Here is a 25,775-nt window from a genome sequence, read left to right as displayed (position 1 = left end):
GGAAGTTTTTGAAGGAGGGGAACATATGGCTGAGAAACCAGCACGTTCCAAAGAGGTTGAGAATGAAGTAAGCCTGGATCAAGTGAAAGAACAATTGGTCGAACTAGGGAAAAAGCGCGGATCCCTTACGCTTGAGAAGATCGCAGAGCGGATCGGAAGCTTTGAACTGGATTCAGATCAAATGGATGAATTTTATGAATACCTGAGCGATCAGGGGATTGAGGTCCTTACTGAGAGTGAGGAAGACGATGACGAGGATCCAAATGCCCAGGAGCTGGATAAGGAAGAGGAATTTGACCTTAATGATCTAAGCGTTCCCCCAGGTGTTAAGATCAATGACCCGGTACGGATGTATCTAAAGGAAATCGGCCGAGTGGATTTGTTATCGGCAGAAGAAGAAATCTCGCTTGCGGAACGCATTGAGGAGGGGGATGAAGAAGCCAAGCGGCGTTTGGCTGAAGCCAACCTCCGTCTGGTTGTCAGCATTGCCAAGCGGTACGTGGGCCGCGGCATGCTATTTCTTGATTTAATACAGGAAGGAAATATGGGCCTAATTAAAGCAGTAGAGAAATTTGACTACCGAAAAGGGTTCAAATTCAGTACGTACGCCACTTGGTGGATCCGCCAGGCCATCACTCGCGCGATTGCCGACCAGGCAAGAACGATCCGTATACCTGTCCATATGGTGGAAACAATCAATAAATTGATTCGTGTTCAAAGGCAGCTTTTGCAGGATCTTGGCCGTGAACCATCTCCTGAAGAAATCGCGGAAGACATGGACTTGACGCCTGATAAGGTTCGTGAAATCCTGAAAATAGCCCAGGAACCGGTATCTCTTGAAACGCCTATAGGTGAAGAAGATGATTCACATCTGGGCGACTTTATTGAAGACCAGGATGCCACCTCCCCATCCGAACATGCTGCCTATGAACTTTTAAAGGAACAGCTCGAGGACGTTCTTGATACCTTGACGGACCGTGAGGAAAATGTGCTCAGGCTCCGTTTTGGCCTTGATGACGGACGCACACGCACCCTCGAAGAAGTTGGCAAGGTATTTGGCGTCACAAGAGAGCGTATCCGGCAAATCGAAGCTAAGGCCTTGCGCAAGCTAAGGCACCCTAGCCGAAGCAAAAGGCTGAAAGACTTCTTAGAATAAAATTATGTCCTTTGGAATCAACCTCTGGTTGGTTCCTTTTCCATTTAATTGGAAAACGCTATCATTTAAAAACAAAAGCTTTTTACCGATATAATAAGAAAATTTAAGTGATGTGGATGTGCGTTCATGAACGAAATGCGTAAAAAAATCATCATAAAAGAAATACTTTATTGGAAAAACAGCCGCATGCTTCCTGATCAATATTGCGAATATTTGCTCGCGCTCTACAGTGAAGGGGAAGAAATAAATCAGCCATATGCCAAACCCGGGAAAAGAAGATTGGGACTTCCATATCTGATTATCGGAGCCATTATCTCGATAACGCTGGTTTTGAATTATTTTACTCAATTGCCATATGGAATGCAAATCAGTTCCTCAATCTTTTCGATCTTTGCCCTATTGATAATTACAGCTTATTTTTCAAAAAGGCTGATGTCTTATCATATTCCGCTTATAGGGGCCGTATTGCTTTTTTTGTTGGCTACTGTGAGTTCAGTGGAGCATTTTGCTCCGGGGAGGGTCGGGGTTTTGTATTTCTTTTTGCTTTGCCATGCGGGTTTATGGATATACCTGGGCAAGCGACTGGGGATGGCTTACTTCACGGTCGCAGGGTATTTGGGCACAGGGCTCATCGCTTTCTTCCTGGCTAAATTATATGTCGGTTACTAAAATTCAGTATAAGTAAAAACCACAATTTAACAAAAAGAAAAGGTGAAAATATTTGAAACAATTATGTCTAATTTGATAATTTGTCCAATATCTTGTTAGATTATGCTTTTCCTTGAAACGGTTTTCAAGTAAAATATAACTTGTTTGTATATATTTTTTTCAAGAGCAGTTATACATAAGGGGAGGTAAATCAATGAATCGCAATCCAATTATGCCATTTGTAATCATTATGGTTTTCGGAATCGGACTTATGTTTATGCTTTCTTTTAAAGGCCTGGGGGATGCCAAGGATCTTGCAAAGGAGAAGGAAGGCGGCGAAAAGAAGACTGAGCAGACAGCTTCCGCAAAGCCTGAGGACATTTATCAGCAAAACTGTGTAAGCTGCCATGGTGACCAATACCAGGGCGGAGTCGGTCCTGCATTGAAAGGTATAGGGAGCAAATTGTCTGAAGATGAAGTGAAAAATACTATTCAGAATGGTAAAGGCGCAATGCCAGCAGGCCTGGTGCCGGAAGAAAATCTGGACGCGATGGCTAAATTTGTCCATGGTTTAAAATAATGAACGGAATTGGCTGAGTCTCCCTGTGAGATCCCGGCCTTTTTTATGTTTTGGAAGTTTTCAATTCTCGAACGCATTAAAGTTTGCGGGGATACGTCGTGTCTAATGCCTTTAAACAGCTATTGTACTTGCTTGAAATTGTTTTGGTATAATTCACTTATGAAGAATTGAATAATACATGGATAGCAACTACAATGCTAAGTGGGAGCGTACATAAACAATAAGCGAGATGATTAAATGAATCATGAAAAACTATCAAAGCGCCTTGAAAGGGTAGCGAAGCATATACCGAAAAATAGTGTATTGGCGGATATTGGATCTGACCATGCTTACCTGCCTTGTTATGCTATTCTAAGTGGGCTGGCCTCAAGGGCGATTGCGGGTGAAGTTGCGGAAGGGCCATATCAGTCCGCACACCAGCAGGTACAGCAAACCGGGCTGGAGCATGTGATTGAAGTCAGAAAAGGGGACGGGTTGGATGTTATTTCGCCAAATGAATCCACCTGCATAACGATTGCCGGAATGGGAGGAAGCCTGATATCGAATATCCTGGAGCGTGGAAAGGAAAAACTGCATGGAGTCAAGCGGCTTATCCTGCAGCCTAATGTGGGAGCTTCAAACATTCGCACATGGCTGATTGAAAACGGCTGGGAGCTCATCAATGAAGAGATTCTGGAGGAAGATGAAAAAATCTATGAAATCTTGATTGCAGAAAAAGGGAACCCTTTACGCCCTTATCAAAAAAATCGGGATTCCGGCATTTTCCTTGGCCCTTTCCTCAAAGAAGAGCGAAACGGCACATTCCGGAAGAAATGGTCTCTGGAAAAGGCACATTGGCAAAAAATCCTTAAGCAGCTCGAAGAAAAGGGCCAAAGCCAGGATATTGACGGGAAGCGAGCAGAGCTTGTGAAAAAAATACAAATGGTAGAGGAGGCTATCGAGGAATGAAAGTGCCAAATGGAGCGGAAATAATAGGTTTGTTCGAAAGCTTTTCTCCGAGAGGGTATGCGATGGAGGGCGATCCGGTCGGGCTTCAGATCGGCAGGCTGAATACACCGGTTTCAAAGGTAATGATCGCATTGGATGTTTTGGAAGAAGTTGTGGATGAAGCCATTCAGAAAGGTGTCCAGCTCATCATTGCGCATCATCCCCTCTTATATCGGCCGGTAAAAAAAATTATGACGGATGTACCTGCCGGCAGAATCATCGAAAAGCTGATCAAGAATGATATCGCCGTGTACGCGGCCCATACTAACCTGGATGTTGCAATTAACGGTGTGAATGATTTGCTTGCGGAAGCGCTCGAGCTTGAAAATACCGAGGTGCTGGTTCCTACCTACCACCCATCCTACAAAAAGCTGGTTGTTTATGTACCTAAGGATGCGGAACAACTTGTTAGGGACACGCTAGGAAACGCCGGAGCTGGCAATATCGGCGACTATAGCCATTGTTCTTTTACCTCGGTAGGAATCGGCAGGTTTCTTCCGGGAGAAGACGCCAATCCAACAATTGGAACCCAGGGAAAACCACAAGACGTAGAGGAAGTAAGGATCGAAACGATTTTCCACGAAGAGATCGAAAAGAAACTGCTGTCCGCGATGATCAAATCGCACCCTTATGAAGAACCGGCTTATGATGTTTATCGGCTCGAGAATAAGCCGAAGCCGCTCGGTTTGGGGAGAATCGGAACGTTACGGGAGGAAATGTCTCTTGAACAGTTTGCCGGCCATGTGAAAGCTGCTCTCGATGTAAATACAGTCAGGGCTGTAGGTGACATGAACTCCCGGATCAAAAGAGTAGCCGTCCTTGGCGGGGATGGGAACAAATATATCACACAGGCGAAATTCAAGGGGGCGGATGTATACGTAACAGGGGACATGTATTATCATACAGCCCATGATGCGATGATGCTCGGACTGAATATTGTCGATCCAGGGCATAATGTTGAAAAGGTTATGAAAAAAGGTGTCGCAGCCATTTTAACTTCTCTCAGCAATGAAAAAAACTTTGAGGTTGATTTTATAGCTTCAGAGGTGAACACTGATCCTTTCAAATTTATTTAAAACAAGGAATATGGGGTAAGCTAAAGGATATGCACACAGGCGAGGACGAGGGGGTCTTAGGCCTGTGTACTGCATCCATGAAAAAACAGGCATTATTGAAATGCCTGTTTTCGTTATGCCTTTGCTTTTACTTTAGGCAATATTTTACCCAGAGGAACTTTCTTTTCCCGAACCCAGGTTGTTTCATCTTCCGGGTTGTATTGCTCCAGGAACGCGATAACTTCTTTGGTGATAGGGGTCGGAGTGGAAGCACCGGCTGTTACAGCGACTGTTTCTGCATCCTTTAGCCAATCAAGCTCGAGTTCGCTAATATCGGCAATGCGATGAGCATTTGTTCCGGCAATTTCCTGCGAAACCTGTGCAAGGCGGTTTGAGTTATTGCTTTTCGGATCACCCACGACGATCAGTACATCCGCATCTCCTGCCTGCTCGGCAACTGCTTCCTGGCGGACCTGGGTCGCCATGCAAATTTCCTTATGGACCTCGGCATGGGGATACTTTTCTTGTACCTTTTCCATAATGTCCAGTACATCCCATTGGCTCATTGTCGTCTGGTTTGTTACAATAATCCGCTCACTGTCGATCGTAAGCGCCTCAACATCCTTTGGCGTTTCGACAAGGTGGACAATATCCGGAGCGACTCCAACGGCACCTTCCGGCTCTGGGTGCCCCTTTTTGCCAATATATATGATTTGATAGCCTGAGTCTTTCTTTTCCTTTATTAGGTTATGTGTGGCAGTAACGTCCGGACAGGTTGCATCAAGTGTCACGAGCCCTTTTTCCTCCGCTATTTTTCTTACTTCCGGGGAGACACCGTGTGCAGTGAAAATAACGGTTCCGCCATTGACTTTTTCAAGGATTTCTTTTCTGTTTTTCCCGTCCAGCGTGATGATTCCTTCTTCTTCGAAAGCGTCGGTCACATGTTTGTTATGCACAATCATGCCGAGAATATAAATCGGGCGCGGCAGGGTTTTATCTAAAGCGGCATTGCGGGCGATGACCATTGCATCCACAACGCCGTAGCAATAACCGCGGGGTGATATTTTAATAACCTTCATCGTGTTCCTCCTTTACGCAAACGGAAAACAATTTCTTGCTCATCTACATTATATAAGACGGAGCTCTATTATACAAAATAATGATAAACCAATACACAAACACGATTTATCGACCATTTGGAGAAAGTCGATGTGTTGTCTTGTACTAATGACCTTTAAAGAAGATAAACGTTTTAACGCAAATAAAGCGAGAAAAGATGCCTGTTCTTTTTTGGCATGAAACATAGAAAAACATTCTTACCATCATAACAGAACCCAGACTACATTCACCGCGTCATGTCTTCGCCTGTGTGACACCCACATCCCTCACAAAGCTGCAGCTTTATTTCGTAAAATCTAACGCTGCCGAAGCGTTCCTTGTCCTGTAGGCCTGACTTTAGCAGGCTCGCAATCGGCGAGTTTTCAAAGTAAAAAGAAAAGAATGCAGGCATAAGGCTGCATTCAGGTATAAGCTTATTATATCAGACAGATTCTAAATATATAGCTTTGGAGAGGAAGAGTTCTTTTTTTTACGTTTTTTTTTGTCCTTTTGCTCATCGGTTATTTGAAGCCGCTGGCGATAACTTTCCTTCACTTTTGTTTTTTTTCTCTTTGGCTTATCAGGCCGTTTCCTTTCCTGTATCTGTATCTCCTCATCAGGTTCATCGGAGGCTTGTGTTTCGCTCATGCTTCGATATATTTTCCACATTTCCGGCAAATTTTTTATCAGCGGGCCGTACTGCTGTACCATGGCCCCGATTTGCTCTGCTGCAGAGAGAACTTTTTGTGTATTTGCGAGCATTGTGGTGAGCGTGGCGGGGTCTTTTATTGCCTGGAGAATATCTCCTCCAGAGGTTGCCGAGCCTGACGGGCTTTTGAATAATGAAGCTTGCGAGGGATTTTTCTGGTTACCTTTGCCAAGCAATTTAGAGATCAGTCCGCCGTTCGATTGGCGTTGTATTGCCTTGGTTTCGGCGGGATTTCCGTTCGCCAGTAGAGGTCTGTTTTGCCCTGTGCCAATCCCTTTGCGTATTTTTCCTTTCTTGGAGCCTGTAAAGGATTGCCGCCTCCCTGTGCCCCATCCTTGCACATTTTTTCTTCCTGGGGGCATATTTTCACTCCTTCCATGAATGGCCGTTGCATACATAATAGATTATGCAGTGAAAATAAAAATGTTTGAGCCATTTATAGGGATTAAATCACCTTGGCCATGGAAAGTATGTGTTCTTTTCTGTATAGACATGCAAAATGTAAGTAACGGTAGTTTTTTTCGCTTGGATTTATTATAATAACAAGACATGTCAAAGGTTTGAAACCTTTTTCCAGCCTTGCTATAAAGGAGTTTTTTAATGAAACAGAATAATTTTGAAAGATTCAAGCTGCATAGCTATCTAATAGAAGCGGTGGAAGCGTTGGGCTTTGATAAGCCCACTGAAATTCAGGAAAGAGTCATTCCTTCTGCCTTAAAGGGATCCAGCCTGATTGGGCAATCACAAACAGGGACAGGGAAAACACACTCTTACCTCCTTCCGGTTATGAACAACCTGGATGCCAGCAAAGAAGAAGTACAAGCAATCATCACCGCACCGACCAGGGAGCTTGCCAATCAAATCTATCAGGAAGCGCTAAAAATCGCAGAACATTTTCCATCCGAACAGCCGGTGCAGGTTCGCTTGCTAGTTGGCGGGACGGACAAGCAGCGCACGATTGAAAAGCTTAAGGTACAGCCGCAGCTTGTAATCGGAACGCCAGGGAGGATTAAAGACTTGGTTGATGAACAAGCGCTTCAAGTGTACTCCGCAACAGCGCTTGTGGTCGATGAAGCGGACCTTATGCTGGATATGGGTTTTATTGAGGATATCGACAAGTTCGCATCACGGATGGCACAGAATATCCAGATGCTTGTCTTTTCTGCTACCATTCCAGAAAAGCTGAAACCGTTTTTGAAAAAATATATGGAAAATCCAAAGCATGTCCATGTCGATCCGAAAAAGGCAGTGGCCGAAAAAATTGAACATGTTTTAGTGCCACTCCGCCACAGAAACAAGCATCAGCTTCTGCACGATATCATCGTAAAGTATAATCCTTATCTTGCAATCGTGTTTACGAATACGAAGAAAATGGCAGACGAAGTTGCGGATGCATTGTTAGAAAAAGGACTGAGAGTCGGCCGTATCCATGGGGACCTCAGTCCGCGCGAACGTAAAAAAATGATGAAGCAAATTGGCAGCCTTGAGTACCAATATATTGTTGCAACCGATTTAGCTTCTCGGGGAATCGATATAGAAGGCGTGAGCCATGTCATAAATTATGAATTGCCCGCGGACCTTGATTTTTATGTCCATAGAACGGGAAGGACCGCACGGGCGGGATATTCCGGCATCGCCGCCACGATATATGAAACCTCTGATGAGGATGCCCTGAACCGCCTGGAAAAAATGGGTATCGAGTTTAAGAATATTGATATCCAAAATGGCGAATGGGTAGAAATCGATGAGAGGAACAAGCGTAAAAACCGTAAGAAGCATGAAACGGACATCGATGCCAGGGCGAAGACTGTAGTGAAAAAACACGTAAAGGTTAAGCCGGGGTATAAAAAGAAAATCCAGCGGGAAGTAGAAAACTTCAAAAAGCGCCAGCGCCGCATCCAGAAAAAGAAATAGATTTTGGGGGAATGCAAGATATGTTGAAAATTGGATCCCATGTATCCATGAGCGGAAAGGATATGCTTCTAGCTGCTAGCAAGGAGGCTGTGTCGTATGGTGCAAATACATTTATGATCTATACCGGCGCACCGCAGAATACAAGAAGGAAAAAAATAGAGGACCTGAATATCGAAGCAGGCAGGATGCATATGGAGCAAAACGGAATCGATGAAATTGTCGTGCACGCACCGTATATCATTAATATTGGAAACTCCGTAAACCCGGATACCTTCGAGCTTGGAGTCAATTTCCTGAGAAGCGAGATCGAGCGCACCGCCGCTCTCGGGGCTAAGCAGATCGTGCTGCACCCGGGCGCTCATGTCGGGGAGGGTACGGAGGCAGGCATCCGAAAAATAGTCGAGGGATTGAATGAGGTCCTTACCCAAGACCAGGGTGTACAGATTGCCCTTGAAACGATGGCGGGAAAAGGATCGGAATGCGGCAAGAATTTCGAAGAGCTGGCCATGATCATTGATGGGGTATCTTTAAGCGACAAGCTTTCTATCTGTTTCGATACATGCCATACCCATGATGCCGGATACAATATCGTGGAGGATTTCGACGGTGTCCTTAACGAATTTGATAAAATCATTGGCATCGACAGGATTAAGGTCCTGCACATCAATGACAGCAAGAATGCGGTAGGGATGCGCAAGGACCGCCATGAGAATATCGGCATCGGCCATATCGGTTTTGAGGCTTTAAGCTATATCGTCCACCATCCACAGCTCTCAGGTATTCCGAAGATCCTGGAAACGCCTTTTGTAGGGGAAGATAAGAAAAATAAAAAAGCTCCTTATTTGCATGAGATTGAAATGCTCAGGAATAAGGAATTCAATGAAAATTTGCTCGATAACATCATGAAGGGGTAATGACATACCTATGGATTTTTGGCTCACTCACGAAAAACAGCGGCAGAGTGAATGAGCCAAAATTCTGAATAAAAAGGCTTTCTTTTTAAAGGTTCGCTGTCAGCTGTTTAAATATTTCTTCGAGCTCATTTGCCGTAGCGAGCCCTGTTTTCATTTCAATCTGCTTCAGCGCCTTCATTCTTTCGGCCTTATTAAAAACATTGATATTTTTTCCGGCTACAATCCCAGCCACAGTCTTCGCGTCTCCCACTGTAAGATTAACATTATATTGCTTTGCCAGGCGCAGGAGCTCATCCGGTGTAATTGTATTTACTTTATGGTTGATCATCATTTCAAATAACTTCATACAATCCCCCCCTGCATCTAACATATGAAGCAAGGGCATGCGAGTGAACAAAGACAATCCTCTAAATTATTTGGATGACAGCATGAAACGTAAAAAGCCTGCTTCTTTACAAATAGCCTCCATATCCTATATACTACTCTTTGTAAATCGTAATGATTCTGAAATAAGGGTGAGATTCCTTTGGAAGATACACGGAAAAAGCCAATCATTGAAGTCAAAGACATTTCTTATAAATATGCAGAAGACCACGTCCTTGAACATGTTTCCTTAAACGTTCCTGAAGGAGCTTTTCTGGCACTTGTAGGGCCAAATGGATCCGGAAAATCGACATTGCTTAAATTGATCCTTGGTCTGTTAAAGCTGCAGTCAGGAAAGATAAAGCTTTTTGGGGAAGACATCCGCATGTTTAAGGACTGGGATCAAATCGGATTTGTTTCCCAAAAAGCCAACTCGTTTAATACCGGTTTTCCTGCTTCGGTTTTCGAAGTGGTACAAAGCGGTTTGACAAAGAAAATAGGGCTGTTTGCCTTTCCGAAAAAAAAGCATCGGGAAAAGGTGCTGGATGCGTTGAAGTCAGTCGGTATGCTTGGCTTCCAGGACAGGAACATCGGCGAATTATCCGGTGGACAGCAGCAAAGGGTTTTTATCGCGAGGGCCCTGGTGAGCGAGCCGAAATTGTTAATCCTCGATGAACCTACTGTAGGTGTGGATTCCCGCCACGTTCATGAATTTTATCAATTGCTTGGGGAGCTTAATAAAAAATCAGGGATCACCCTGATCCTTGTCACCCATGATGTAGGCACTGTAACAGATAAAGTCAGCCATGTCGCTTGTTTAAACAAGAGCCTGCATTTCCATGGCGACGCGGAGGAGTATCATTCATTGGATGAAAAGGAGCTTTCAACGATGTACGGCACCAGCGTCCAGTTGATTAGCCACAATCACTAATTTTTTGGAGGAAAAAACCGATGATTTCGGGGATATTTCAATTTGAATTTTTACAGAATGCGTTTCTTACAGGAATTATTATCGGAGCGCTTGCCCCTTTGCTCGGCGTGTTTGTTGTTGTGCGCCGGATGTCCCTCATTGCGGATGCATTAAGCCATGTCACACTGGCAGGTATAGCATTAAGTTTGCTTCTTGAAAAAAGGTTCATGGCTTTGGCGGGGCTAAATCCCTTGTATTTAGGAATGGCTTTCTCGGTGGCAGGATCTCTGTTCATTGAACGGTTGAGAAATGTATACAGGCATTATCAGGAATTGGCCATTCCCATTATACTTTCAGGCGGGATTGGATTAAGCGTCATTTTCATTTCCCTTGCCGAAGGATTCAATACGGATTTATACGGGTATTTATTTGGGAGCGTCAGCGCTGTCAGCCGAACGGATTTGTGGGTAGTGGTGGCTGTATTCCTTATTGTGGTCCTCACGGTAATCCTGTTATACAAGGAATTGTTTCTTTTGTCCTTTGATGAAGAACACGCAAGGGCCTCGGGGATTCCCTCCAAATGGATTCATTTTATTTTTATTATTATGGTGGCGATGGTGATATCAGTATCAATGAGAATAGTCGGGATCTTGCTTGTTTCGGCTCTGATGACTCTTCCAGTTGCAGCGAGCCTCCGTTTTGCTAACGGTTTTAAACAAACCATATTCTTTTCCATTCTGTTCGGGGAAATTTCAGTCATTGCAGGTTTATTTTTATCTTATTATTTGGATCTCGCTCCGGGGGGGACGATCGTGATCATCGCGGTAGGTTTACTGGTAACTGCAATCCTGATCGGTAAAAGGAAGAAAACAAAGTGGGGGGAAGGGAAATGAACGTGGCCACAGCCATGGAGCTGCTGAAGGAAAAGGGTTTTAGACATACTGGCAAACGGGAGGAAATGCTGCAGCTGTTTTCGGACAGCAATAAATATTTAACGGCGAAGGATGTCCTTGAGGCCATGAAAGAGGATTATCCAGGTTTAAGCTTTGATACCATTTATAGAAATCTCTCGCTTTTCGTCGAGCTTGGAATTTTTGAAATGACGGAATTGGCAGGAGAAAAGCATTTCCGGTTCTCCTGCGGCCATGAAAATCACCATCATCACTTTATATGTATGGACTGCGGCAAAACAAAGGAAATTGAAGCGTGCCCGATGAGTGGTTTGGAGGCCAGTTTGCAGGAATATGATATTTCTGGCCATAAGTTTGAAATATACGGCCGATGCCCGGAATGCATCAATTGACTAAACCCTGTGAATTTTTTTCACAGGGTTATCTGATGTGTATAAAATGGTTCTAATGTTGAACATTCAACCAGTTGTCGACCCACTGCTTTGCCTCTCCCCAATCATTTACCCGGATAACCTGATCAGGGATGGGCAGCCGATTGTATGGCGTATCGAATAAAATGACAGGAATGTTGCATTCCGTGGCAATGGCAACTGCATTGTCATGTTTATCCTCGAAAAAAATATCGACATTGAAACGTTTAGCAGCCTCAATTTTATCATGGGAACCAATGAGTTCAATATGGTGGAAATTCAATTCATGCCTGCCTAACCATGTTTCCGTGACTCTCAAGAGATCGCTGCGGCGGGCACTGATGAAGTAAAAATCAGCCAGGGCTGCCCAATTTCCAAGCGCTTCCTTTGCTCCATCTGCAATCACAGACTCTGCATAAATTACGGGTTCATTTTTCGTGAACCATTCAGCGAACGCTTCCCTGGAAATATCCACGAACGGAGTCAGCTCATATTCCGTTATATCTTCATACGCCAGGTTTAATTCAAAGGCTTTATTTAAGAACGGTATCATCGAATCAGGCCGGGTCACCGTACCGTCTATGTCGATACCAAAGCGTTTTTTCATCATTATCTCTCCTATCGATGCGAATGCCATTTTATACAGGGCAAGAAGTATAAAAATTTTTGAATATGTTTTGATGTCTAATTTCTACATACAAGTGTGTGAGTCCCAATGTTGCAACAGGAAGTGTTAATTTTAGCATTTGTTCCAACAGGGAGGGTGCTTGTCGCTTATCTGGAAAAAAAGAAATACTATCCATGAAATGAAACCTTTGTTAAGAGGATTTTTATAAAAACCACGTACACTATTAATGCTCCTATCTTAAAAAAGCGAGGGATCATTATGGGCGATAGCCGAAGCAATAATTCCACACTTGATGATGGGATGAACACCAATCCGACGGCAAAAAGAAGTGTTGCTGCCAATACGGAATCCAAAGAACAGGATCAATACCGAGAAGAAACCGCAGCCGAGATTACAGGGCCCCGGCAATTCACCGCGGGCGCAAGGACCGATTCCGGCCAAGCTCAAGAACAAAGAGCTGCCGGTTCTGTAATCGGTTATGCAGCCTTGGCCTTGTCGATCCTTTCCCTCTTCACGATGCCTTTCTTGTTTGGAGCGGTAGGCATCGTGCTAGGATACATGGCACGCAGAAGAGGAGCCGACACGATCGGTGCATGGGCAATCGGCATAGGTGCTGTATCGATCATTGTAGGTGTTTTCATTCTCCCGTTTTTTTAACTAGGGCACATAAAAATGCTTGGATTCGACATGAATCCAAGCATTTCCTCTTATTAAAACAATTTAAACGATCGGCTCGCCACTATGCTCATTTCTCTGTTTTTCATAATATTCCTCGGCAATCTTGTCGATCTCTTTCTTCAGTTCCTCTACCATTGTCTCTTCCGGAACTTTTCGCACAATTTTCCCTTTGCGGAACAGCAATCCTTCTCCCCTGGCGCCGGCAATTCCGATATCTGCTTCCCTTGCCTCTCCCGGTCCGTTTACGGCACAGCCCAGGACAGAAACCTTGATTGGCGCTTTAATGGTTTGGATATATTCTTCCACTTCATTTGCAATGCTAATTAAGTCTATTTCAATCCGGCCGCAAGTCGGGCAAGAAATCAATGTCGCCATGTTTGACGCGAGGCCGAATGATTTAAGCAATTCCCGGGCCACCTTAACCTCTTCCACCGGGTCGGCGCTCAGGGACACACGCACAGTATTTCCGATTCCTTTGCTTAAAATCGCACCTAATCCCGCCGCGCTTTTTACGGTGCCGGAAAATAAGGTTCCAGATTCCGTAATTCCAAGGTGGAGCGGATAATCAAATGCTTTAGCAGCTTTTTCATAGGCTTCTATGGCTAAATTGACATCAGAAGCCTTCATTGACACGATGATATCGTAAAAATCCAGGTCTTCAAGGATCTTGATATGGTGCAAGGCGCTTTCCACCATTCCGTCTGCCGTTGGATAGCCATACTTCTCAATGATGCGCTTCTCCAATGAACCGGCGTTGACACCGATCCGGATGGGTATACCCTTTTCTTTGGCTGCTTTTACGACAGCTTCCACTTTTTCCCGGCGCCCGATATTTCCCGGGTTGATGCGGATTTTGTCCGCTCCCCCTTCAATCGCCTTTAATGCGAGCTTATAGTCGAAATGGATATCGACAACAAGCGGGATATTGATTTGCTTTTTAATATCGGCAATGGCGTTTGCCGCCCGTTCATCCGGGCACGCTACACGGACGATCTGGCATCCTGCTTCCTCGAGCCGTTTGATCTCCGCCACTGTGGCTTCCACGTCATGGGTCTTGGTCGTCGTCATGCTTTGGACGATGACCTCGTTGTTGCCCCCGATCGTCAAATTGCCGACTTTTATCGGTCGTGTTTTTGTTCGATGTATAATTTCACTCAAAGTGAATTCTCTCCTTTAGGAAAAAATCATAATATAGATTTTTTGATCACTTAAATATTGTAACAATGTTAGGCTGAGCTTGACAAGAATTAGAATTCCACTGAGCACTCGGTAAATGTTAAAATGATTCCTCGTATTATTCATATACAGGTATTTTATATGTTTCCCCAATCTGCATATCCTGCGGCCTTAGCCCTTTGTTCAGTTTTTGGAAATCTGCAACAACCGTTTCGATTGCAACCTGTAAGGAGCCTTCTTCCCTTTCAACGATGGTAAGGAGAGTGTCTCCGGGTTTTACTGTGATTTGTTTATATGGCAACACTTCTTTTATGGTTTGCCGCGGATATTCCTTTGCTTTTTCTACGGCCACTATTCCCATTGCCGGAAGTGTACCAGTGGTTAAATCAAAATAAACAATGAATCCAAAAAAACATGCAGTAAGAAAAAGCAGCAGCCGTTTCATCCATTTCATTCCCCCTGCTAGTCTTATTAAATATATATGGGGGAAATTCCTTCATATGCCCAAAATTGGGCATCTCTATAAAAAAAACTACATCTTAACAGTTTCTTCATATTTTTTGTAGATAATTGTACCCATCCGCGATTGAAGTCCCGTGGAGGCAGGAAAGGGATTTTCCATGGTTGCCACTGAAGTAAAAAAGATTGCGGAGCAATCCTCGAAGGCAGCTGAAAAAATTGGTGAAACAATTGAAGAAATGGACAATATTACGAATCAGGCTGCTACAGAATTCGGCAGAATGGCAATCAGCCTAAAAAGCAATATCGAAGAGGCGCCTTAGGCAAAAAGTCATGATGTTTGGGGGAGGATTGTTTCTGAAGTAACAGGGCTGCATCATCTAATTAAGGGTGTTCTTAAAGATCTCCATAATTCCATTCCTGAAATGGAGGAAGCTGCAGAATATTATGTTTCGCATTCACAGCAAACAAGTGCCAGCGCTTAAAATAGGCTGGCAAGTTCTTATGAACAGGCCCGCAAATTAAAAGATACATATAAAATCGGGGAAAGGCTCCATGAATTGTTCGAAATATTAACGAAGCAGATCGAAAAACCTAAAATCATAAAATTAATAGGCGCCCATAAGGGGCGCCTATTTTGCTGATTCATTTTCAGGGATTTCCTTTATCGAGAGGTAAAGCATGACAAGCGAAACAAACCAGCTAATGAGAATTCCTAACGGGACTACGGCCTCGAATGTATCCATGATGGCAAAGAAAATGGTCGGCAAGGTAATGGCATAAGCAGTCAATCTCCATGAATGGCCATAAGATATGTTTTTTTTCAAATTGTTTTTAAAGATCATTCCAAAGACCGCCAGAAATAAAATTTTGATGAAATTCAACGCCGTAGTGAACAGGTACATGAAAACTATAATGACCGGAAGGACGATCATGAGTGCGGAATCCGCTTTTTCAAGAAATTGTTCAAGCTCTCCGCTTGTAATCGAAAAGCCTTCCAAAATGGAATAAGGGTTGGACTGGGCCTGGCCGGCAGTAACAAATACAAGCTCATGCTTAAGGATGCCTATGCCATTTTCCGTTTGCGCAGCAATATCGCCCCCTTTCAATTTCCCAGTGTCATCAAGGGTGATCTGGAAGCCGTCCTTGTTGATGGTAACAGGTTCGTCCACTTCCGAGTCCAAGGTACCATTCTCTATTTTGAACGGCGGCAATTCTCCTTTTACTGTTTCCCCAAAAGCCTCAATCCCGCTCTTGATCGTGGTGCTAAAGTGATAGGCAGGGGGCATGACGGAGAAAATCGTAAGTATAAATACAAAAGCAATCGTTTTTCCTATTCCTTGATTCCGAAACGCTGCAATGTCTTTGGGAGAATAAAGGCTGACAAATAACTGTTTGAAAATATTCATGGTTCACAGCACCTTTTACATAAAATCGTACAATTTATTTTAGCTTAGCATACTTGTATAAAACAACCAATTGTAATCATAAAGTGTTATATATATGGAACTAAAGAAGTGTGCAGTGAAAAATTCCACTTGATCTAACATTAATGTGAGTGCGCGGTTTCACAGGAATTTGAATAGTTTTCATAAACCAACTTGTAAGTTCCGGGTGCGGGATCAAAAAGTATGAAACCTTGCTCGTGTTCTTTGCGTAAACCATACAAAGGGTTATCAAATACAAGAAAAGGGAATAAATGAAGATGGGAGAGGATGTTGTTTGGATACGATTTATTGGATTTTAATCGCAGCGGCGTTCGTTATCGGTTTCATCGGGCTTGTGTTTCCTGTGATTCCAAGTGTGCTGTTCATTTTCGGTGGAATCCTGCTTTACGGATTTCTGCTCACCTTTGAACCGTTCAATTGGGTTTTCTGGGTCATACAAATTTTACTTGTAGTCCTTTTGTTCATGGCGGATTATGTCGCAAACATGATCGGTGTGAAAAAATATGGGGGATCCAGGGCGGCCATATGGGGGAGCACGATAGGAATATTGATCGGACCTTTTGTCATCCCTGGATTCGGGATATTGATCGGTCCCTTTATCGGTGCCATCATTGCCGAAGTTATTATCCACAGGACAAATCTGGGGACAGCCGTGAAAATCGGCGTGGGGTCATTGATCGGGTTCATCAGCAGCGTCTTTGCGAAGGCATTAATACAACTGTTCATGGTAGGTTATTTTTTGTTTGTTGTTTTACTGTAATAAAAAGTAAAGCATAACGTTTGAAACGGGTTCCAAACTTTGGTACTCTATGTTTAACGAGCTTTAGGAAATTCAGGAAATCCTGTTCGGGTTTCTTGTGTTTTCCTTTGCCTGTAAACTATTTTTACATAGGGAGGAATTTATTATGGCATTTGAACTTCCACAATTACCTTACGCGTATGATGCTTTGGAGCCAAATATCGACAAAGAAACGATGAACATCCATCACACTAAGCATCACAACACGTACGTAACAAACCTGAACAATGCTTTGGAAGGAAATGAAGAGCTTCTAAGCAAAAGTGTAGAAGAAGTAATCTCCAATCTTGATGCAGTTCCTGAATCTGCACGTACTGCTGTACGCAATAATGGCGGCGGACATGCGAACCACACTTTATTCTGGCAGATCATTTCTCCAAACGGAGGCGGCCAGCCTACCGGTGAATTGGCTGATGCCATCAGCTCAAAGTTTGGCAGCTTTGACAGCTTTAAAGAAGAGTTCGCCAAAGCAGCTACCACTCGCTTTGGTTCAGGCTGGGCATGGCTTGCTGTAAACAATGGCGAATTGGAAGTAACAAGCACTCCAAACCAGGATAATCCATTGATGGAAGGCAAGACACCAATCCTCGGGTTAGACGTTTGGGAGCATGCCTATTACTTAAAGTATCAAAATCGTCGTCCTGAATATATCAATAGTTTCTGGAATGTTGTAAACTGGGACGAGGTTTCAAAACGCTTCAGTGCAGCGAAATAATTTCTTTGCTTGTAAGAAGGCGGGGCCCCGATTGGGATCCCGTTTTTTTATTTATATCACGTGCAGGACGGAAAACCCATTGTTTCCGAACCTAAGAGTATTTTGCTAACATAAATGCCTTTGATTCTTCAAACACTATTGAAGAATTAAAAGGAGAGGTTAAACAATGGGCATATTAAAAAAATGGTTTGGAAGAGGTGCGGTACATAAAGATTTGCATATGCTGCTGCTGATCGGGGGCTTATACAGCCTGAGCACCGCTTTATCGAATACGTTCGTCAATGTCTATCTCTGGAAGCAATCCGGTGAATTTCTCGATATCGGCATTTATAATTTATCTGTCGTGTTTTTTCAGCCTTTCACGTTCATCCTTGCAGGACGCATGGCTAAGAAAATCGACCGGATTTTCGTTTTGCGGCTCGGGGTCATCTTCCTGTCAGGTTTTTTTCTTTGTGTACTGCTGGTGGGTGACAGAGCTACGGATTTTTTAGTATTGCTCGGCGGACTTCTTGGCGTCGGATATGGGTTCTACTGGCTGGCATTCAATGTTTTGACATTTGAAATCACAGAGCCGGAAACGCGCGACTTTTTCAACGGCTTTTTGGGTATCCTTTCATCTTTCGGCGGGATGGTCGGCCCGGTCCTTGCTGGTTATATTATCTCGAATCTTGCAAAAAACGCCGGTTACTCGATTATCTTCGGCATATCCTTATTTTTGTTTTCCATTGCGGTGCTTTTGAGCTTCTTTTTGGATAGAAGGCCGGCTGGAGGAAGTTATTTGTTCGCCAGAATATGGAGGGAAAGAAAAAATAACCAGTCCTGGCGGATGATCACCAATGCCAATTTTTTTCAAGGGATAAGAGAAGGGACGTTCATGTTTGTTATTTCGGTTTTTGTTTTCATTAAAACAGGAAGCGAAATGGCAATCGGGAACTTCGGATTGATCAATTCAGCTATATCATTTGTTGCGTATTTCCTGGCCTCGCGTTACATAAAAGAGTCAATGAGAAAAAAGGCGATTCTTGCAGGAGGGGTCATATTATACGCTTCTGTGTTTTTGGTCGCGTATGGTGTAAGTTACGCTAAGCTGTTAATGTATGCGGCCGTGATTGCCATAGCATATCCAATCCTGCTTGTCCCTTACGTATCAATGACCTATGATGTCATTGGTACTGCCTGGAAAGCAGCGGAGATGAGAATCGAATATATTGTCGTTCGGGAAGTATTCATCCATCTTGGACGTTTCGTCTCCATTTTAGGTTTTATTGCCTCTGTAACCCTATTCAAGCCAGAGGAGAGCCTCCCGGTTTTTTTATTGATTATCGGGGCCGGCCATCTTTGCATTTACCTTTTCGTAAGAAAGGTAAAGATTGTCTTGTAAGGGGAGAAAAAACCCCCTGCTTTTTTTATGATGAAAATCCAGTAATATAATCTAGAAATAAAATGCATCTTTATATAAAATGGAAAAGTATTAGGAATTATAAAGAAGGATGTGTGGCTTGTAGGTGAATAAGGAAAAGAAGAAAAAGACGCATGTTCCTCTTCGTTTAAATTTGCTTTTCTTATTAGTGTTCGTTTTATTCTCTGTCTTAATCCTGCGGCTTGGCGTCGTCCAGATTGTCTACGGCGATGATTACAAGCGCGAACTGGACAAAAAGGAAGAGGTGCCGGTGAACAGTCCTGTACCGCGCGGCAAAATGTTCGACCGCAACCTTAAGGTCCTGGTTGACAATGTACCGCTCGATGCCATTACTTATACAAGATATCAGGGCACCAAATCGGAGGAAATGCTCGAAACAGCCGAGAAATTGGCACAGTACATCGACATGAAACCGAACAAAAAGAGGCGGAGCAAAATAACTGAACGTGACCTTAAAGATTTCTGGATATTAAAGTACCCGGAACGGGCGCAAGCAAAAATCACTGAAAAAGACCGAAACTTGGTGGAAGAAAAAAAGAAGCCCGAGAAATATTTATACGACGTTCAGCTTGAACGGATTACAAAACAGGAAATCAGTAAATTTTCAGATGATGAACTGGAAGTACTTGCCATCTTCCGTGAATTTAATGGGGGGATGGAGCTGGTTCCCCAAATCGTAAAGAATAAAGATGTAACAAAACAGGAATTTGCAAGAGTAAGCGAAAACCTTGATTCTCTCCCAGGGGTAGACATTACGACAGACTGGGACCGTTCATACCCGTATGATAAAACTCTGAAATCGGTGCTTGGCAAAGTATCATCCTCAGAAGAAGGCCTTCCGAAAGAAAATATCGATTATTTTCTTGCCAGGGATTACAGCCGCAATGACAGGGTAGGCAAAAGCTATATTGAACTGGCATATGAAGATGTGCTGCATGGCCAGAAAGCAAAGGTCAAAAATATTAAAGATAAGGCAGGCAATGTGGTTGAAACCCAGGAAGTTTCGAAAGGGGAGCGCGGCAAGGACCTGATCCTTACGATTGACACGGACCTTCAAATTGCGGCGGAACAAATCCTTGAAAAAGAGCTTGTGGAAGCGAAGGCAAGAGGAAATACAAGCCTGCTTGATCGCGCTTTTATCGTAATGATGGACCCTAATACCGGGGAAATCCTCACAATGGCCGGAAAGCAGATAAAGAAAGATGAAGAAACAGGCAAGCGGACGATTGAAGATTTCGCGTTAGGAAATATTTCAACCTCCTACACTATGGGATCTTCCGTTAAGGGTGCGACTGTGCTGGCCGGTTTCCATACAGGTGCAATCTCGCCCGGAACGGTGTTTAACGATGTGAAAATAAGAATCAAAAACTCGAACCCGTTTGGCTCCGTACACGACTACGGCCCCGTTAATGATATCACAGCGTTGAAAAAATCATCGAACGTATATATGGCCAGGACAGTCTTTAACCTTGCCGGCAGCCACTATGTACCAAACCAGCCGATAAGCTTTAATAAAGCTGCATTCAGTACTATGCGGGATATATACGCTCAATTCGGGCTTGGAACGCGGACGGGCATCGACCTGCCGAATGAAATGGCAGGCTTTAAAGGCGCGGAGGAGTCAATAAGTAAACTAATGTTCCTTTCCATCGGACAATATGACACGTATACACCAATTCAGATGGTACAATATGTGTCAGCGATCGCCAATGGCGGAAACCGGATGAAACCGCATATTGTGAAAGAAATCCGCCATCCGCTCGATGACCACGATAAACTCGGGCCTGTGATGCAAAAAGTAGAGCCGACTGTGTTAAATAGATTGCCAATGTCTGAAAGCGAAATTGCCCGCGTCCAGGAAGGGTTCAGGCAGGTAATGCAGGAAAAGGGCGGGACAGCGGAGGCATTCTTTGGCAAGAAATCGTACAAACCGGCCGGAAAGACTGGAACCGCGGAGGCCTTCTATGATGGCCCTGACCGGAAGAAATACTCGGAACCTGTCCCAACCACCAATCTTACGCTGGTAGGTTATGCACCTTATGATAACCCTGAAGTGGCTTTTGCCTGTGTTGTTCCTTGGGCCTACCAATCCAAGCCGGGCCATTCCATGAACAAGGAAGTGGCCATGCAGGTAATGGACAAATATTTTGAACTCAAGAAGGAGCGGGCAAAAAAGGCCGCCCAAACGACAACTTCGGAACAAATCGATGACACAAAGGAAACGCCGGCAGCACAGCAAGAAGCCAACGAAAACCAGCAAAACCAAAACTAGTAATTGAACTAGTATCGCCAAACGTCTCTATTAAATTAGAGGCGTTTTTGTTTTTTAATAGATAAGAACGTACCCTGCCCCAGCGCACAGGAGATGCTAGTGGCGCGTCGTTACATGACCTTTCCACTGGGATGTGTGGTGATGTCAGCGATCCGTCACAGGACGTGCCGGTTGTTAGCTGACGGTCCTTACAAAATCCTCATATCAGGTTGCACTTTATGCTGATCAAACTTGCAAAGACCGTTGTGCACATCGACGATTGCCACAGGATGCGGGTGAGGTTAGTCGACGTTCCTCTGAATAGGGCACTACCGCATTATTAGTGAGATTCCTTTGTTTTTCTCTGAATTAATCCTAAATTCTATCCTTTTTACATTTTTCTAAACACGATTTACATAACCTTTACAAACTGTTTAAACCGCGTTAATACAAAAGCTTTACTATGTATTTGTAGGACAAAACAACTAATATCTCGTAGGAGGATTCGAGAAATGAAAAGCTTTAAGTTTATGGCACTAACAGCTATGATGAGCGGGGTAATGGCTTTCACTGCAGCTTGCGGTTCAGATGGAAGTTCGGAGAAGAACGGAGGGGCTGCAGACTCTGGCAAACAGCTTAGCGGAAATGTTGCAGTCGATGGATCTTCAACAGTATTCCCAATCATGGAAGCTATATCTGAAGAATACATGGCTGAACAGCCTGAAGTTAAAGTGTCAGTTGGAGTAAAGGGAACTGGCGGTGGATTCGAGAAATTCATAGCCGGCGAAACTGATATGAGCAATGCATCGCGTCCGATCAAAGACGAGGAAAAAGCTGGACTTGAAAAAGCGGGAATTGAATATACAGAATTAAAATTAGCATTTGACGGCCTTTCTGTTGTTGTCAATAAAGAAAATGATTTCATCGATCACTTAACAGTTGATGAGCTGAAAAAATTATGGGTTGACACAGGAAAACCAAAAAAGTGGTCTGATATCCGTCCGGAATGGCCAAAAGAAGAAATCAAGTTCTATTCTCCTGGAACAGATTCAGGTACGTACGATTACTTCAATGAAGTAATCCTCGAGGAACAGCCGATTGTATCAAATGCAACACTTTCTGAAGATGACAACCAGCTTGTAAAAGGAATCTCCGGGGACAAAAACGCAATTGGTTTCTTCGGATTTGCCTACTATGATGCAAACAAGGAAAATTTGAAGATCGTTAAGATTGATAATGGAAAAGGACCTGTAGAGCCGACACATGAAACGATTAAAAGCGGCGAATATGAACCGCTGTCACGCCCATTGTTCACATACGTTGCTAATAAATCAATCAGTGATAAAGAGCAGGTTTCTGATTTCGCTGAATTCGCAATAGAAAACGCTGGTGAGTTGGCAGAAGAAGTAGGGTATGTAAAGCTTCCTGAAGAGGAGTACAAAAAAGACCTTGAAAAATTAAAAGAATTGCAAAAATAAGGGGTTCGCTTATTAGAAAACAATTTTGGCAAAGGAGGGAAGCATGTTTGCTTCTCGCCTTGCCATGTCTTGGATGGAAAGGGGTTTTCATTTTGGAACTTGGCAACGCAGAAAAAAATTCAGTCCAGCGCATGATCATGGAAAAGAAGCAACAGCGCAAGAATGGGTTCAGTTTTGAGAAAATCGTTCCTGGGCTGCTTCTTCTGACAGCTATCATTTCGGTATTGACTACGCTTGGGATTGTTTTTACTTTGATTTTTGAAACAGTCACTTTCTTTACGGAGATTCCGCTTAAAGAATTTTTGACAGATAAAAAGTGGTATCCATTCTCGAAAACTGAGGCATCCTTCGGTATTCTCCCATTGATAATGGGGACTTTGAAGGTTACGGGAATCGCAGCTCTTGTGGCCGTACCGATTGGCTTGGCTTCAGCCATCTATTTGAGTGAGTATGCATCGGATAAAGCCAGAAGGATGATTAAACCGATCCTGGAAGTATTGGCAGGGATCCCGACGATTGTATATGGTTTCTTTGCTTTGACGTTTGTCACTCCTGTTTTACAGAAGATTGTTCCTTCTCTTGAGATTTTTAACGCCCTGAGCCCGGGGATAGTCATCGGAATCATGATCACGCCGATGATTGCCTCTTTATCGGAAGATGCCATGTCTTCCGTGCCGAATTCGATCAGGGAAGGTGCTTTTGCCCTTGGGGCAACCAAGTTTGAAACAGCTATCAAAGTAATCTTACCTGCCGCACTTTCAGGAATTCTTGCTTCTATCGTACTGGCATTATCAAGGGCGATAGGCGAAACGATGATTGTGTCCGTTGCCGGCGGTTCTACACCAAACATGGACATGGATGTTACAACTTCCATTCAAACGATGACCGCCTATATCGTCCAGGTATCTACGGGTGACGCGGGATATGGAACGACAATTTATTACAGCATATATGCGGTCGGTATGACCCTCTTCGTATTTACGCTGTTGATGAACCTGTTGGCACAATTTATCTCTCTCAGGTTTAGGGAGGAATACTGATGAAACTGATCAATGAAGAAATCGTTGCAAAAAGAATGCCTACCCGGTTAGCAATCAACTCCATTCTAAAAGGTGTGTTTTTCCTGGCCACAATATTTGGCCTGCTGGTGCTGGGAGTATTGCTCTACCGGATATTCACTCAAGGATTTGGCAACCTCGATTTAAGTTTTTTCCAGAACTTTGCATCAAGAAAGCCTGAAGAGGCTGGTGTAAAAGCGGCGTTTATCGGAACCATCTGGCTGATGGCAACAGTTGCTCCAATCTCGTTGTTCCTAGGGGTTGGAACGGCGATTTACCTTGAAGAATATGCGCGGAAAAATCGTTTTACGATATTTATCCAGGTGAACATTTCAAACCTGGCAGGTGTGCCTTCGATCGTATTTGGATTGCTTGGACTAACGATATTCGTCCGTGCTTTGGCACTTGACCGTTCAGTATTGGCAGCAGCGCTGACGATGAGCTTGCTTATTTTGCCGGTCATCATCGTTGCTTCCCAGGAAGCGATCCGCTCCGTGCCAAAGGAAATGCGGGAAGCTTCATATGGCTTGGGCGCCACAAAGTGGCAGACGATCATAAAGGTTGTCCTGCCAGCAGCGATTCCGGGAATCCTCACAGGCGGAATTCTTGCGCTCTCAAGGGCCATTGGGGAAACAGCTCCGCTTGTTGTTCTTGGTATCCCTATGTTTATCGCTTTCTTGCCAAGAACAGTATTCGATACATTTACGGTCCTGCCGATGCAGATTTACAACTGGACTTCAAGGCCTCAGGAAGAGTTCCAGCATGTTGCGGCAGCAGGCATCATCGTGCTCCTGGTACTGTTGATCATCATGAATTCGATTGCTGTATTTATCCGGAATAAATTTCAGAAACGATATTAGTTTTAAGATTGATAGATGGTATTTTTTGGCGTGAAATGCGCCTTGGGGTTAAGCGAATAACCGGTGCGGCCGAGCTCGCACTGGACAAGGAAAGCTTCGGGAGCGCTACTACTCATAAGGGAAGCACAGCTTATCGAGGATGTCACCAAACAAAATCAAAGATTTTTTCCGCTACGAAGCGCTTCTTGAAGAATTTCTTTGTTGACGTCTAGGTTGCCCAGGAGGTGGCGTGGCAAATGTAAGTCGACGATCGTTATAAAAGGGCGCCGAACGCTCTTCTTACAAGGATGAAGGAGGATTTCAATATGACTGCCACTATAGTAAAGCCAGAGGTAAACAAAAAGGACAGCAGCCAGGTGAACGAAATAAATACATTCGATAAAGAATTGGTGTATGAAACGAAGGATTTAAATCTTTGGTATGGGGATAACCATGCCTTGAAAAATATCAATCTCGATATTACAGAAAATGAAGTGGCTGCGATTATCGGGCCATCTGGTTGCGGTAAGTCAACATATATTAAAACTTTGAACCGGATGATTGAATTGGTTCCGGGCGTAAAGACTTCCGGTGAAATCAAATATCGGGGGCGCAATATTCTTGATAAATCATATAAAGTGGAGGAATTGCGGACACACGTGGGAATGGTTTTCCAGAAACCGAACCCGTTCCCTAAATCCATCTATGAAAATGTGGCATATGGTCCAAAAATCCACGGAATCAAAAATAAGAAAATCCTGGATGAAATCGTTGAAAAAAGCCTGCGCGGCGCTGCAATCTGGGATGAAGTGAAGGATCGCCTGAACCAGAATGCATACGGGCTTTCAGGCGGACAGCAGCAGCGCCTGTGCATAGCGAGATGCCTTGCTATTGAACCGGATGTCATTCTTATGGATGAACCAACATCAGCACTAGATCCGATTTCTACCTTGAAGGTAGAGGAGCTGGTACAGGAACTTAAGAAAGAATTCAGCATTATCATCGTTACGCATAATATGCAGCAGGCTGCCAGGATTTCTGATAAGACGGCATTTTTCTTAAATGGAGAAGTCATTGAGTATAAAGATACAAATACAATTTTCTCAAATCCGGCTGATAAAAGAACGGAAGATTATATTACCGGCCGTTTTGGATAAGCGACAGACAGGGG

The 25,775-nt window shown here is 43.9% G+C and carries 27 protein-coding genes; 20 read left to right on the top strand and 7 right to left on the bottom strand.

Annotation, left to right across the window (positions count from 1 at the left end):
- The first annotated feature begins 25 nt into the window (after positions 1 to 25).
- From rpoD to D0466_RS07635, 5 genes are all read left to right on the top strand, one after another.
- Positions 26 to 1,156 (top strand): RNA polymerase sigma factor RpoD, encoded by a 1,131-nt coding sequence (rpoD, locus tag D0466_RS07655; protein WP_117321909.1) that lies wholly within the window; start codon positions 26 to 28, stop codon positions 1,154 to 1,156.
- 126 nt (positions 1,157 to 1,282) lie between these two features.
- Complete coding sequence (locus D0466_RS07650) at positions 1,283 to 1,825, top strand: hypothetical protein (protein ID WP_117321908.1); 543 nt, start codon at positions 1,283 to 1,285, stop codon at positions 1,823 to 1,825.
- Positions 1,826 to 2,018: 193 nt separating this feature from the next.
- Complete coding sequence (cccA, locus tag D0466_RS07645; protein WP_117321907.1) at positions 2,019 to 2,384, top strand: cytochrome c550; 366 nt, start codon at positions 2,019 to 2,021, stop codon at positions 2,382 to 2,384.
- 237 nt (positions 2,385 to 2,621) lie between these two features.
- Complete coding sequence (locus D0466_RS07640; protein ID WP_117321906.1) at positions 2,622 to 3,332, top strand: tRNA (adenine(22)-N(1))-methyltransferase; 711 nt, start codon at positions 2,622 to 2,624, stop codon at positions 3,330 to 3,332.
- Positions 3,329 to 4,447, top strand: a complete 1,119-nt coding sequence (locus D0466_RS07635; RefSeq protein ID WP_117321905.1) for a Nif3-like dinuclear metal center hexameric protein — start codon at positions 3,329 to 3,331, stop codon at positions 4,445 to 4,447. Before D0466_RS07640 ends, D0466_RS07635 begins: the two co-directional genes overlap by 4 nt.
- Before the next feature lie 113 nt (positions 4,448 to 4,560).
- On the opposite strand, the gene D0466_RS07630 is transcribed toward D0466_RS07635, so the two are convergent.
- Both D0466_RS07630 and vrrA read right to left on the bottom strand, forming a co-directional pair.
- Positions 4,561 to 5,505, bottom strand: coding sequence for a 4-hydroxy-3-methylbut-2-enyl diphosphate reductase (locus D0466_RS07630; protein ID WP_117321904.1), 945 nt, complete (start codon positions 5,503 to 5,505; stop codon positions 4,561 to 4,563).
- Between the two features lie 472 nt (positions 5,506 to 5,977).
- Positions 5,978 to 6,595 (bottom strand): VrrA/YqfQ family protein, encoded by a 618-nt coding sequence (gene vrrA / locus D0466_RS07625; protein WP_158555863.1) that lies wholly within the window; start codon positions 6,593 to 6,595, stop codon positions 5,978 to 5,980.
- 238 nt (positions 6,596 to 6,833) lie between these two features.
- Between vrrA and D0466_RS07620 the strand changes: the two genes are divergently transcribed.
- Together D0466_RS07620 and D0466_RS07615 are read left to right on the top strand one after the other, a co-directional pair.
- The gene (locus tag D0466_RS07620) at positions 6,834 to 8,147 is read left to right on the top strand and encodes a DEAD/DEAH box helicase (RefSeq protein ID WP_117321902.1); all 1,314 of its coding nucleotides are present in this window, start codon (positions 6,834 to 6,836) and stop codon (positions 8,145 to 8,147) included.
- Between the two features lie 20 nt (positions 8,148 to 8,167).
- Positions 8,168 to 9,061 carry a deoxyribonuclease IV gene (locus tag D0466_RS07615; protein ID WP_117321901.1) on the top strand — a complete coding sequence of 298 codons (894 nt, stop codon included), beginning with the start codon at positions 8,168 to 8,170 and terminating at the stop codon, positions 9,059 to 9,061.
- Between the two features lie 85 nt (positions 9,062 to 9,146).
- Here the strand turns inward: D0466_RS07615 and D0466_RS07610 are convergent, their stop codons facing one another.
- Entirely contained in the window at positions 9,147 to 9,407 is a 261-nt protein-coding gene (locus D0466_RS07610) for a DUF2624 domain-containing protein (RefSeq protein WP_158555862.1), read from the bottom strand.
- 180 nt (positions 9,408 to 9,587) lie between these two features.
- On the opposite strand from D0466_RS07610, the gene D0466_RS07605 reads away from it, so the two are divergent.
- From D0466_RS07605 to D0466_RS07595, 3 genes are read left to right on the top strand one after another with little or no spacing between them, the layout of a single operon-like run.
- The gene (locus D0466_RS07605; protein ID WP_117321899.1) at positions 9,588 to 10,355 is read left to right on the top strand and encodes a metal ABC transporter ATP-binding protein; all 768 of its coding nucleotides are present in this window, start codon (positions 9,588 to 9,590) and stop codon (positions 10,353 to 10,355) included.
- 20 nt (positions 10,356 to 10,375) lie between these two features.
- Entirely contained in the window at positions 10,376 to 11,227 is an 852-nt protein-coding gene (locus tag D0466_RS07600) for a metal ABC transporter permease (RefSeq protein WP_117321898.1), read from the top strand.
- Positions 11,224 to 11,637 (top strand): Fur family transcriptional regulator, encoded by a 414-nt coding sequence (locus D0466_RS07595; protein ID WP_117321897.1) that lies wholly within the window; start codon positions 11,224 to 11,226, stop codon positions 11,635 to 11,637. Before D0466_RS07600 ends, D0466_RS07595 begins: the two co-directional genes overlap by 4 nt.
- A gap of 52 nt (positions 11,638 to 11,689) precedes the next feature.
- On the opposite strand, the gene D0466_RS07590 is transcribed toward D0466_RS07595, so the two are convergent.
- On the bottom strand, positions 11,690 to 12,262 hold the full coding sequence (locus D0466_RS07590; RefSeq protein ID WP_117321896.1) for a 5' nucleotidase, NT5C type: 573 nt from the start codon (positions 12,260 to 12,262) through the stop codon (positions 11,690 to 11,692).
- Positions 12,263 to 12,541: 279 nt separating this feature from the next.
- On the opposite strand from D0466_RS07590, the gene D0466_RS07585 reads away from it, so the two are divergent.
- Complete coding sequence (locus D0466_RS07585) at positions 12,542 to 12,940, top strand: DUF4190 domain-containing protein (RefSeq protein ID WP_407675613.1); 399 nt, start codon at positions 12,542 to 12,544, stop codon at positions 12,938 to 12,940.
- A gap of 63 nt (positions 12,941 to 13,003) precedes the next feature.
- Here D0466_RS07585 and ispG read toward each other — a convergent pair whose 3' ends face one another.
- Both ispG and D0466_RS07575 read right to left on the bottom strand, forming a co-directional pair.
- Positions 13,004 to 14,110: a flavodoxin-dependent (E)-4-hydroxy-3-methylbut-2-enyl-diphosphate synthase gene (gene ispG / locus D0466_RS07580; protein WP_233522587.1), complete on the bottom strand. Its 1,107-nt coding sequence runs from the start codon at positions 14,108 to 14,110 to the stop codon at positions 13,004 to 13,006.
- 145 nt (positions 14,111 to 14,255) lie between these two features.
- The gene (locus tag D0466_RS07575; protein WP_117321894.1) at positions 14,256 to 14,582 is read right to left on the bottom strand and encodes a LysM peptidoglycan-binding domain-containing protein; all 327 of its coding nucleotides are present in this window, start codon (positions 14,580 to 14,582) and stop codon (positions 14,256 to 14,258) included.
- A gap of 151 nt (positions 14,583 to 14,733) precedes the next feature.
- On the opposite strand from D0466_RS07575, the gene D0466_RS07570 reads away from it, so the two are divergent.
- Complete coding sequence (locus D0466_RS07570) at positions 14,734 to 14,919, top strand: methyl-accepting chemotaxis protein (protein WP_142919905.1); 186 nt, start codon at positions 14,734 to 14,736, stop codon at positions 14,917 to 14,919.
- Positions 14,920 to 15,228: 309 nt separating this feature from the next.
- Here D0466_RS07570 and D0466_RS07565 read toward each other — a convergent pair whose 3' ends face one another.
- Positions 15,229 to 16,005 (bottom strand): DUF1189 domain-containing protein, encoded by a 777-nt coding sequence (locus D0466_RS07565; protein ID WP_117321892.1) that lies wholly within the window; start codon positions 16,003 to 16,005, stop codon positions 15,229 to 15,231.
- Between the two features lie 313 nt (positions 16,006 to 16,318).
- Between D0466_RS07565 and D0466_RS07560 the strand changes: the two genes are divergently transcribed.
- The 8 genes from D0466_RS07560 to pstB all read left to right on the top strand — a co-directional run bounded on the left by D0466_RS07560 (position 16,319) and on the right by pstB (position 25,761).
- A complete protein-coding gene (locus D0466_RS07560; protein WP_117321891.1) occupies positions 16,319 to 16,804 on the top strand; it encodes a DUF456 domain-containing protein in 486 nt (161 codons plus the stop codon).
- A 145-nt stretch (positions 16,805 to 16,949) separates the two neighbouring features.
- Complete coding sequence (locus tag D0466_RS07555) at positions 16,950 to 17,558, top strand: superoxide dismutase (RefSeq protein ID WP_117321890.1); 609 nt, start codon at positions 16,950 to 16,952, stop codon at positions 17,556 to 17,558.
- A 166-nt stretch (positions 17,559 to 17,724) separates the two neighbouring features.
- Positions 17,725 to 18,939, top strand: coding sequence for an MFS transporter (locus tag D0466_RS07550; RefSeq protein ID WP_117321889.1), 1,215 nt, complete (start codon positions 17,725 to 17,727; stop codon positions 18,937 to 18,939).
- 124 nt (positions 18,940 to 19,063) lie between these two features.
- Positions 19,064 to 21,250: a peptidoglycan D,D-transpeptidase FtsI family protein gene (locus D0466_RS07545; RefSeq protein WP_117321888.1), complete on the top strand. Its 2,187-nt coding sequence runs from the start codon at positions 19,064 to 19,066 to the stop codon at positions 21,248 to 21,250.
- Positions 21,251 to 21,741: 491 nt separating this feature from the next.
- Complete coding sequence (locus tag D0466_RS07540) at positions 21,742 to 22,707, top strand: PstS family phosphate ABC transporter substrate-binding protein (protein ID WP_117321887.1); 966 nt, start codon at positions 21,742 to 21,744, stop codon at positions 22,705 to 22,707.
- A 131-nt stretch (positions 22,708 to 22,838) separates the two neighbouring features.
- The gene (pstC, locus tag D0466_RS07535; protein ID WP_117322256.1) at positions 22,839 to 23,747 is read left to right on the top strand and encodes a phosphate ABC transporter permease subunit PstC; all 909 of its coding nucleotides are present in this window, start codon (positions 22,839 to 22,841) and stop codon (positions 23,745 to 23,747) included.
- Positions 23,747 to 24,625, top strand: a complete 879-nt coding sequence (gene pstA, locus D0466_RS07530) for a phosphate ABC transporter permease PstA (RefSeq protein ID WP_117321886.1) — start codon at positions 23,747 to 23,749, stop codon at positions 24,623 to 24,625. The genes pstC and pstA overlap by 1 nt, the downstream gene beginning before the upstream one ends.
- 305 nt (positions 24,626 to 24,930) lie before the next feature.
- Positions 24,931 to 25,761, top strand: coding sequence for a phosphate ABC transporter ATP-binding protein PstB (gene pstB, locus D0466_RS07525; RefSeq protein ID WP_117321885.1), 831 nt, complete (start codon positions 24,931 to 24,933; stop codon positions 25,759 to 25,761).
- The last annotated feature ends 14 nt before the right edge of the window (positions 25,762 to 25,775 follow it).

The organism is Peribacillus glennii (assembly GCF_003429105.1).
In the GTDB taxonomy this organism is placed as follows: Bacteria; Bacillota; Bacilli; order Bacillales; family DSM-1321; genus Peribacillus; species Peribacillus glennii.
This window is presented reverse-complemented; position numbering and strand designations above follow the sequence as displayed.

What these genes read in the sequence shown, in the direction of transcription:
- D0466_RS07575 (WP_117321894.1), bottom strand. Translation starts at nt 14,582, where the DNA reads ATGAAACGGCTGCTGCTTTTTCTTACTGCATGTTTTTTTGGATTCATT.
- cccA (WP_117321907.1), top strand. Translation starts at nt 2,019, where the DNA reads ATGAATCGCAATCCAATTATGCCATTTGTAATCATTATGGTTTTCGGA.
- pstC (WP_117322256.1), top strand. Translation starts at nt 22,839, where the DNA reads ATGATCATGGAAAAGAAGCAACAGCGCAAGAATGGGTTCAGTTTTGAG.
- pstA (WP_117321886.1), top strand. Translation starts at nt 23,747, where the DNA reads ATGAAACTGATCAATGAAGAAATCGTTGCAAAAAGAATGCCTACCCGG.
- D0466_RS07610 (WP_158555862.1), bottom strand. Translation starts at nt 9,407, where the DNA reads ATGAAGTTATTTGAAATGATGATCAACCATAAAGTAAATACAATTACA.
- D0466_RS07585 (WP_407675613.1), top strand. Translation starts at nt 12,542, where the DNA reads ATGGGCGATAGCCGAAGCAATAATTCCACACTTGATGATGGGATGAAC.
- D0466_RS07600 (WP_117321898.1), top strand. Translation starts at nt 10,376, where the DNA reads ATGATTTCGGGGATATTTCAATTTGAATTTTTACAGAATGCGTTTCTT.
- D0466_RS07550 (WP_117321889.1), top strand. Translation starts at nt 17,725, where the DNA reads ATGGGCATATTAAAAAAATGGTTTGGAAGAGGTGCGGTACATAAAGAT.
- D0466_RS07635 (WP_117321905.1), top strand. Translation starts at nt 3,329, where the DNA reads ATGAAAGTGCCAAATGGAGCGGAAATAATAGGTTTGTTCGAAAGCTTT.
- D0466_RS07630 (WP_117321904.1), bottom strand. Translation starts at nt 5,505, where the DNA reads ATGAAGGTTATTAAAATATCACCCCGCGGTTATTGCTACGGCGTTGTG.
- D0466_RS07565 (WP_117321892.1), bottom strand. Translation starts at nt 16,005, where the DNA reads ATGAATATTTTCAAACAGTTATTTGTCAGCCTTTATTCTCCCAAAGAC.
- rpoD (WP_117321909.1), top strand. Translation starts at nt 26, where the DNA reads ATGGCTGAGAAACCAGCACGTTCCAAAGAGGTTGAGAATGAAGTAAGC.
- D0466_RS07615 (WP_117321901.1), top strand. Translation starts at nt 8,168, where the DNA reads ATGTTGAAAATTGGATCCCATGTATCCATGAGCGGAAAGGATATGCTT.
- D0466_RS07620 (WP_117321902.1), top strand. Translation starts at nt 6,834, where the DNA reads ATGAAACAGAATAATTTTGAAAGATTCAAGCTGCATAGCTATCTAATA.
- D0466_RS07555 (WP_117321890.1), top strand. Translation starts at nt 16,950, where the DNA reads ATGGCATTTGAACTTCCACAATTACCTTACGCGTATGATGCTTTGGAG.
- D0466_RS07590 (WP_117321896.1), bottom strand. Translation starts at nt 12,262, where the DNA reads ATGAAAAAACGCTTTGGTATCGACATAGACGGTACGGTGACCCGGCCT.
- D0466_RS07640 (WP_117321906.1), top strand. Translation starts at nt 2,622, where the DNA reads ATGAATCATGAAAAACTATCAAAGCGCCTTGAAAGGGTAGCGAAGCAT.
- D0466_RS07650 (WP_117321908.1), top strand. Translation starts at nt 1,283, where the DNA reads ATGAACGAAATGCGTAAAAAAATCATCATAAAAGAAATACTTTATTGG.
- pstB (WP_117321885.1), top strand. Translation starts at nt 24,931, where the DNA reads ATGACTGCCACTATAGTAAAGCCAGAGGTAAACAAAAAGGACAGCAGC.
- D0466_RS07540 (WP_117321887.1), top strand. Translation starts at nt 21,742, where the DNA reads ATGAAAAGCTTTAAGTTTATGGCACTAACAGCTATGATGAGCGGGGTA.
- vrrA (WP_158555863.1), bottom strand. Translation starts at nt 6,595, where the DNA reads ATGCCCCCAGGAAGAAAAAATGTGCAAGGATGGGGCACAGGGAGGCGG.
- D0466_RS07595 (WP_117321897.1), top strand. Translation starts at nt 11,224, where the DNA reads ATGAACGTGGCCACAGCCATGGAGCTGCTGAAGGAAAAGGGTTTTAGA.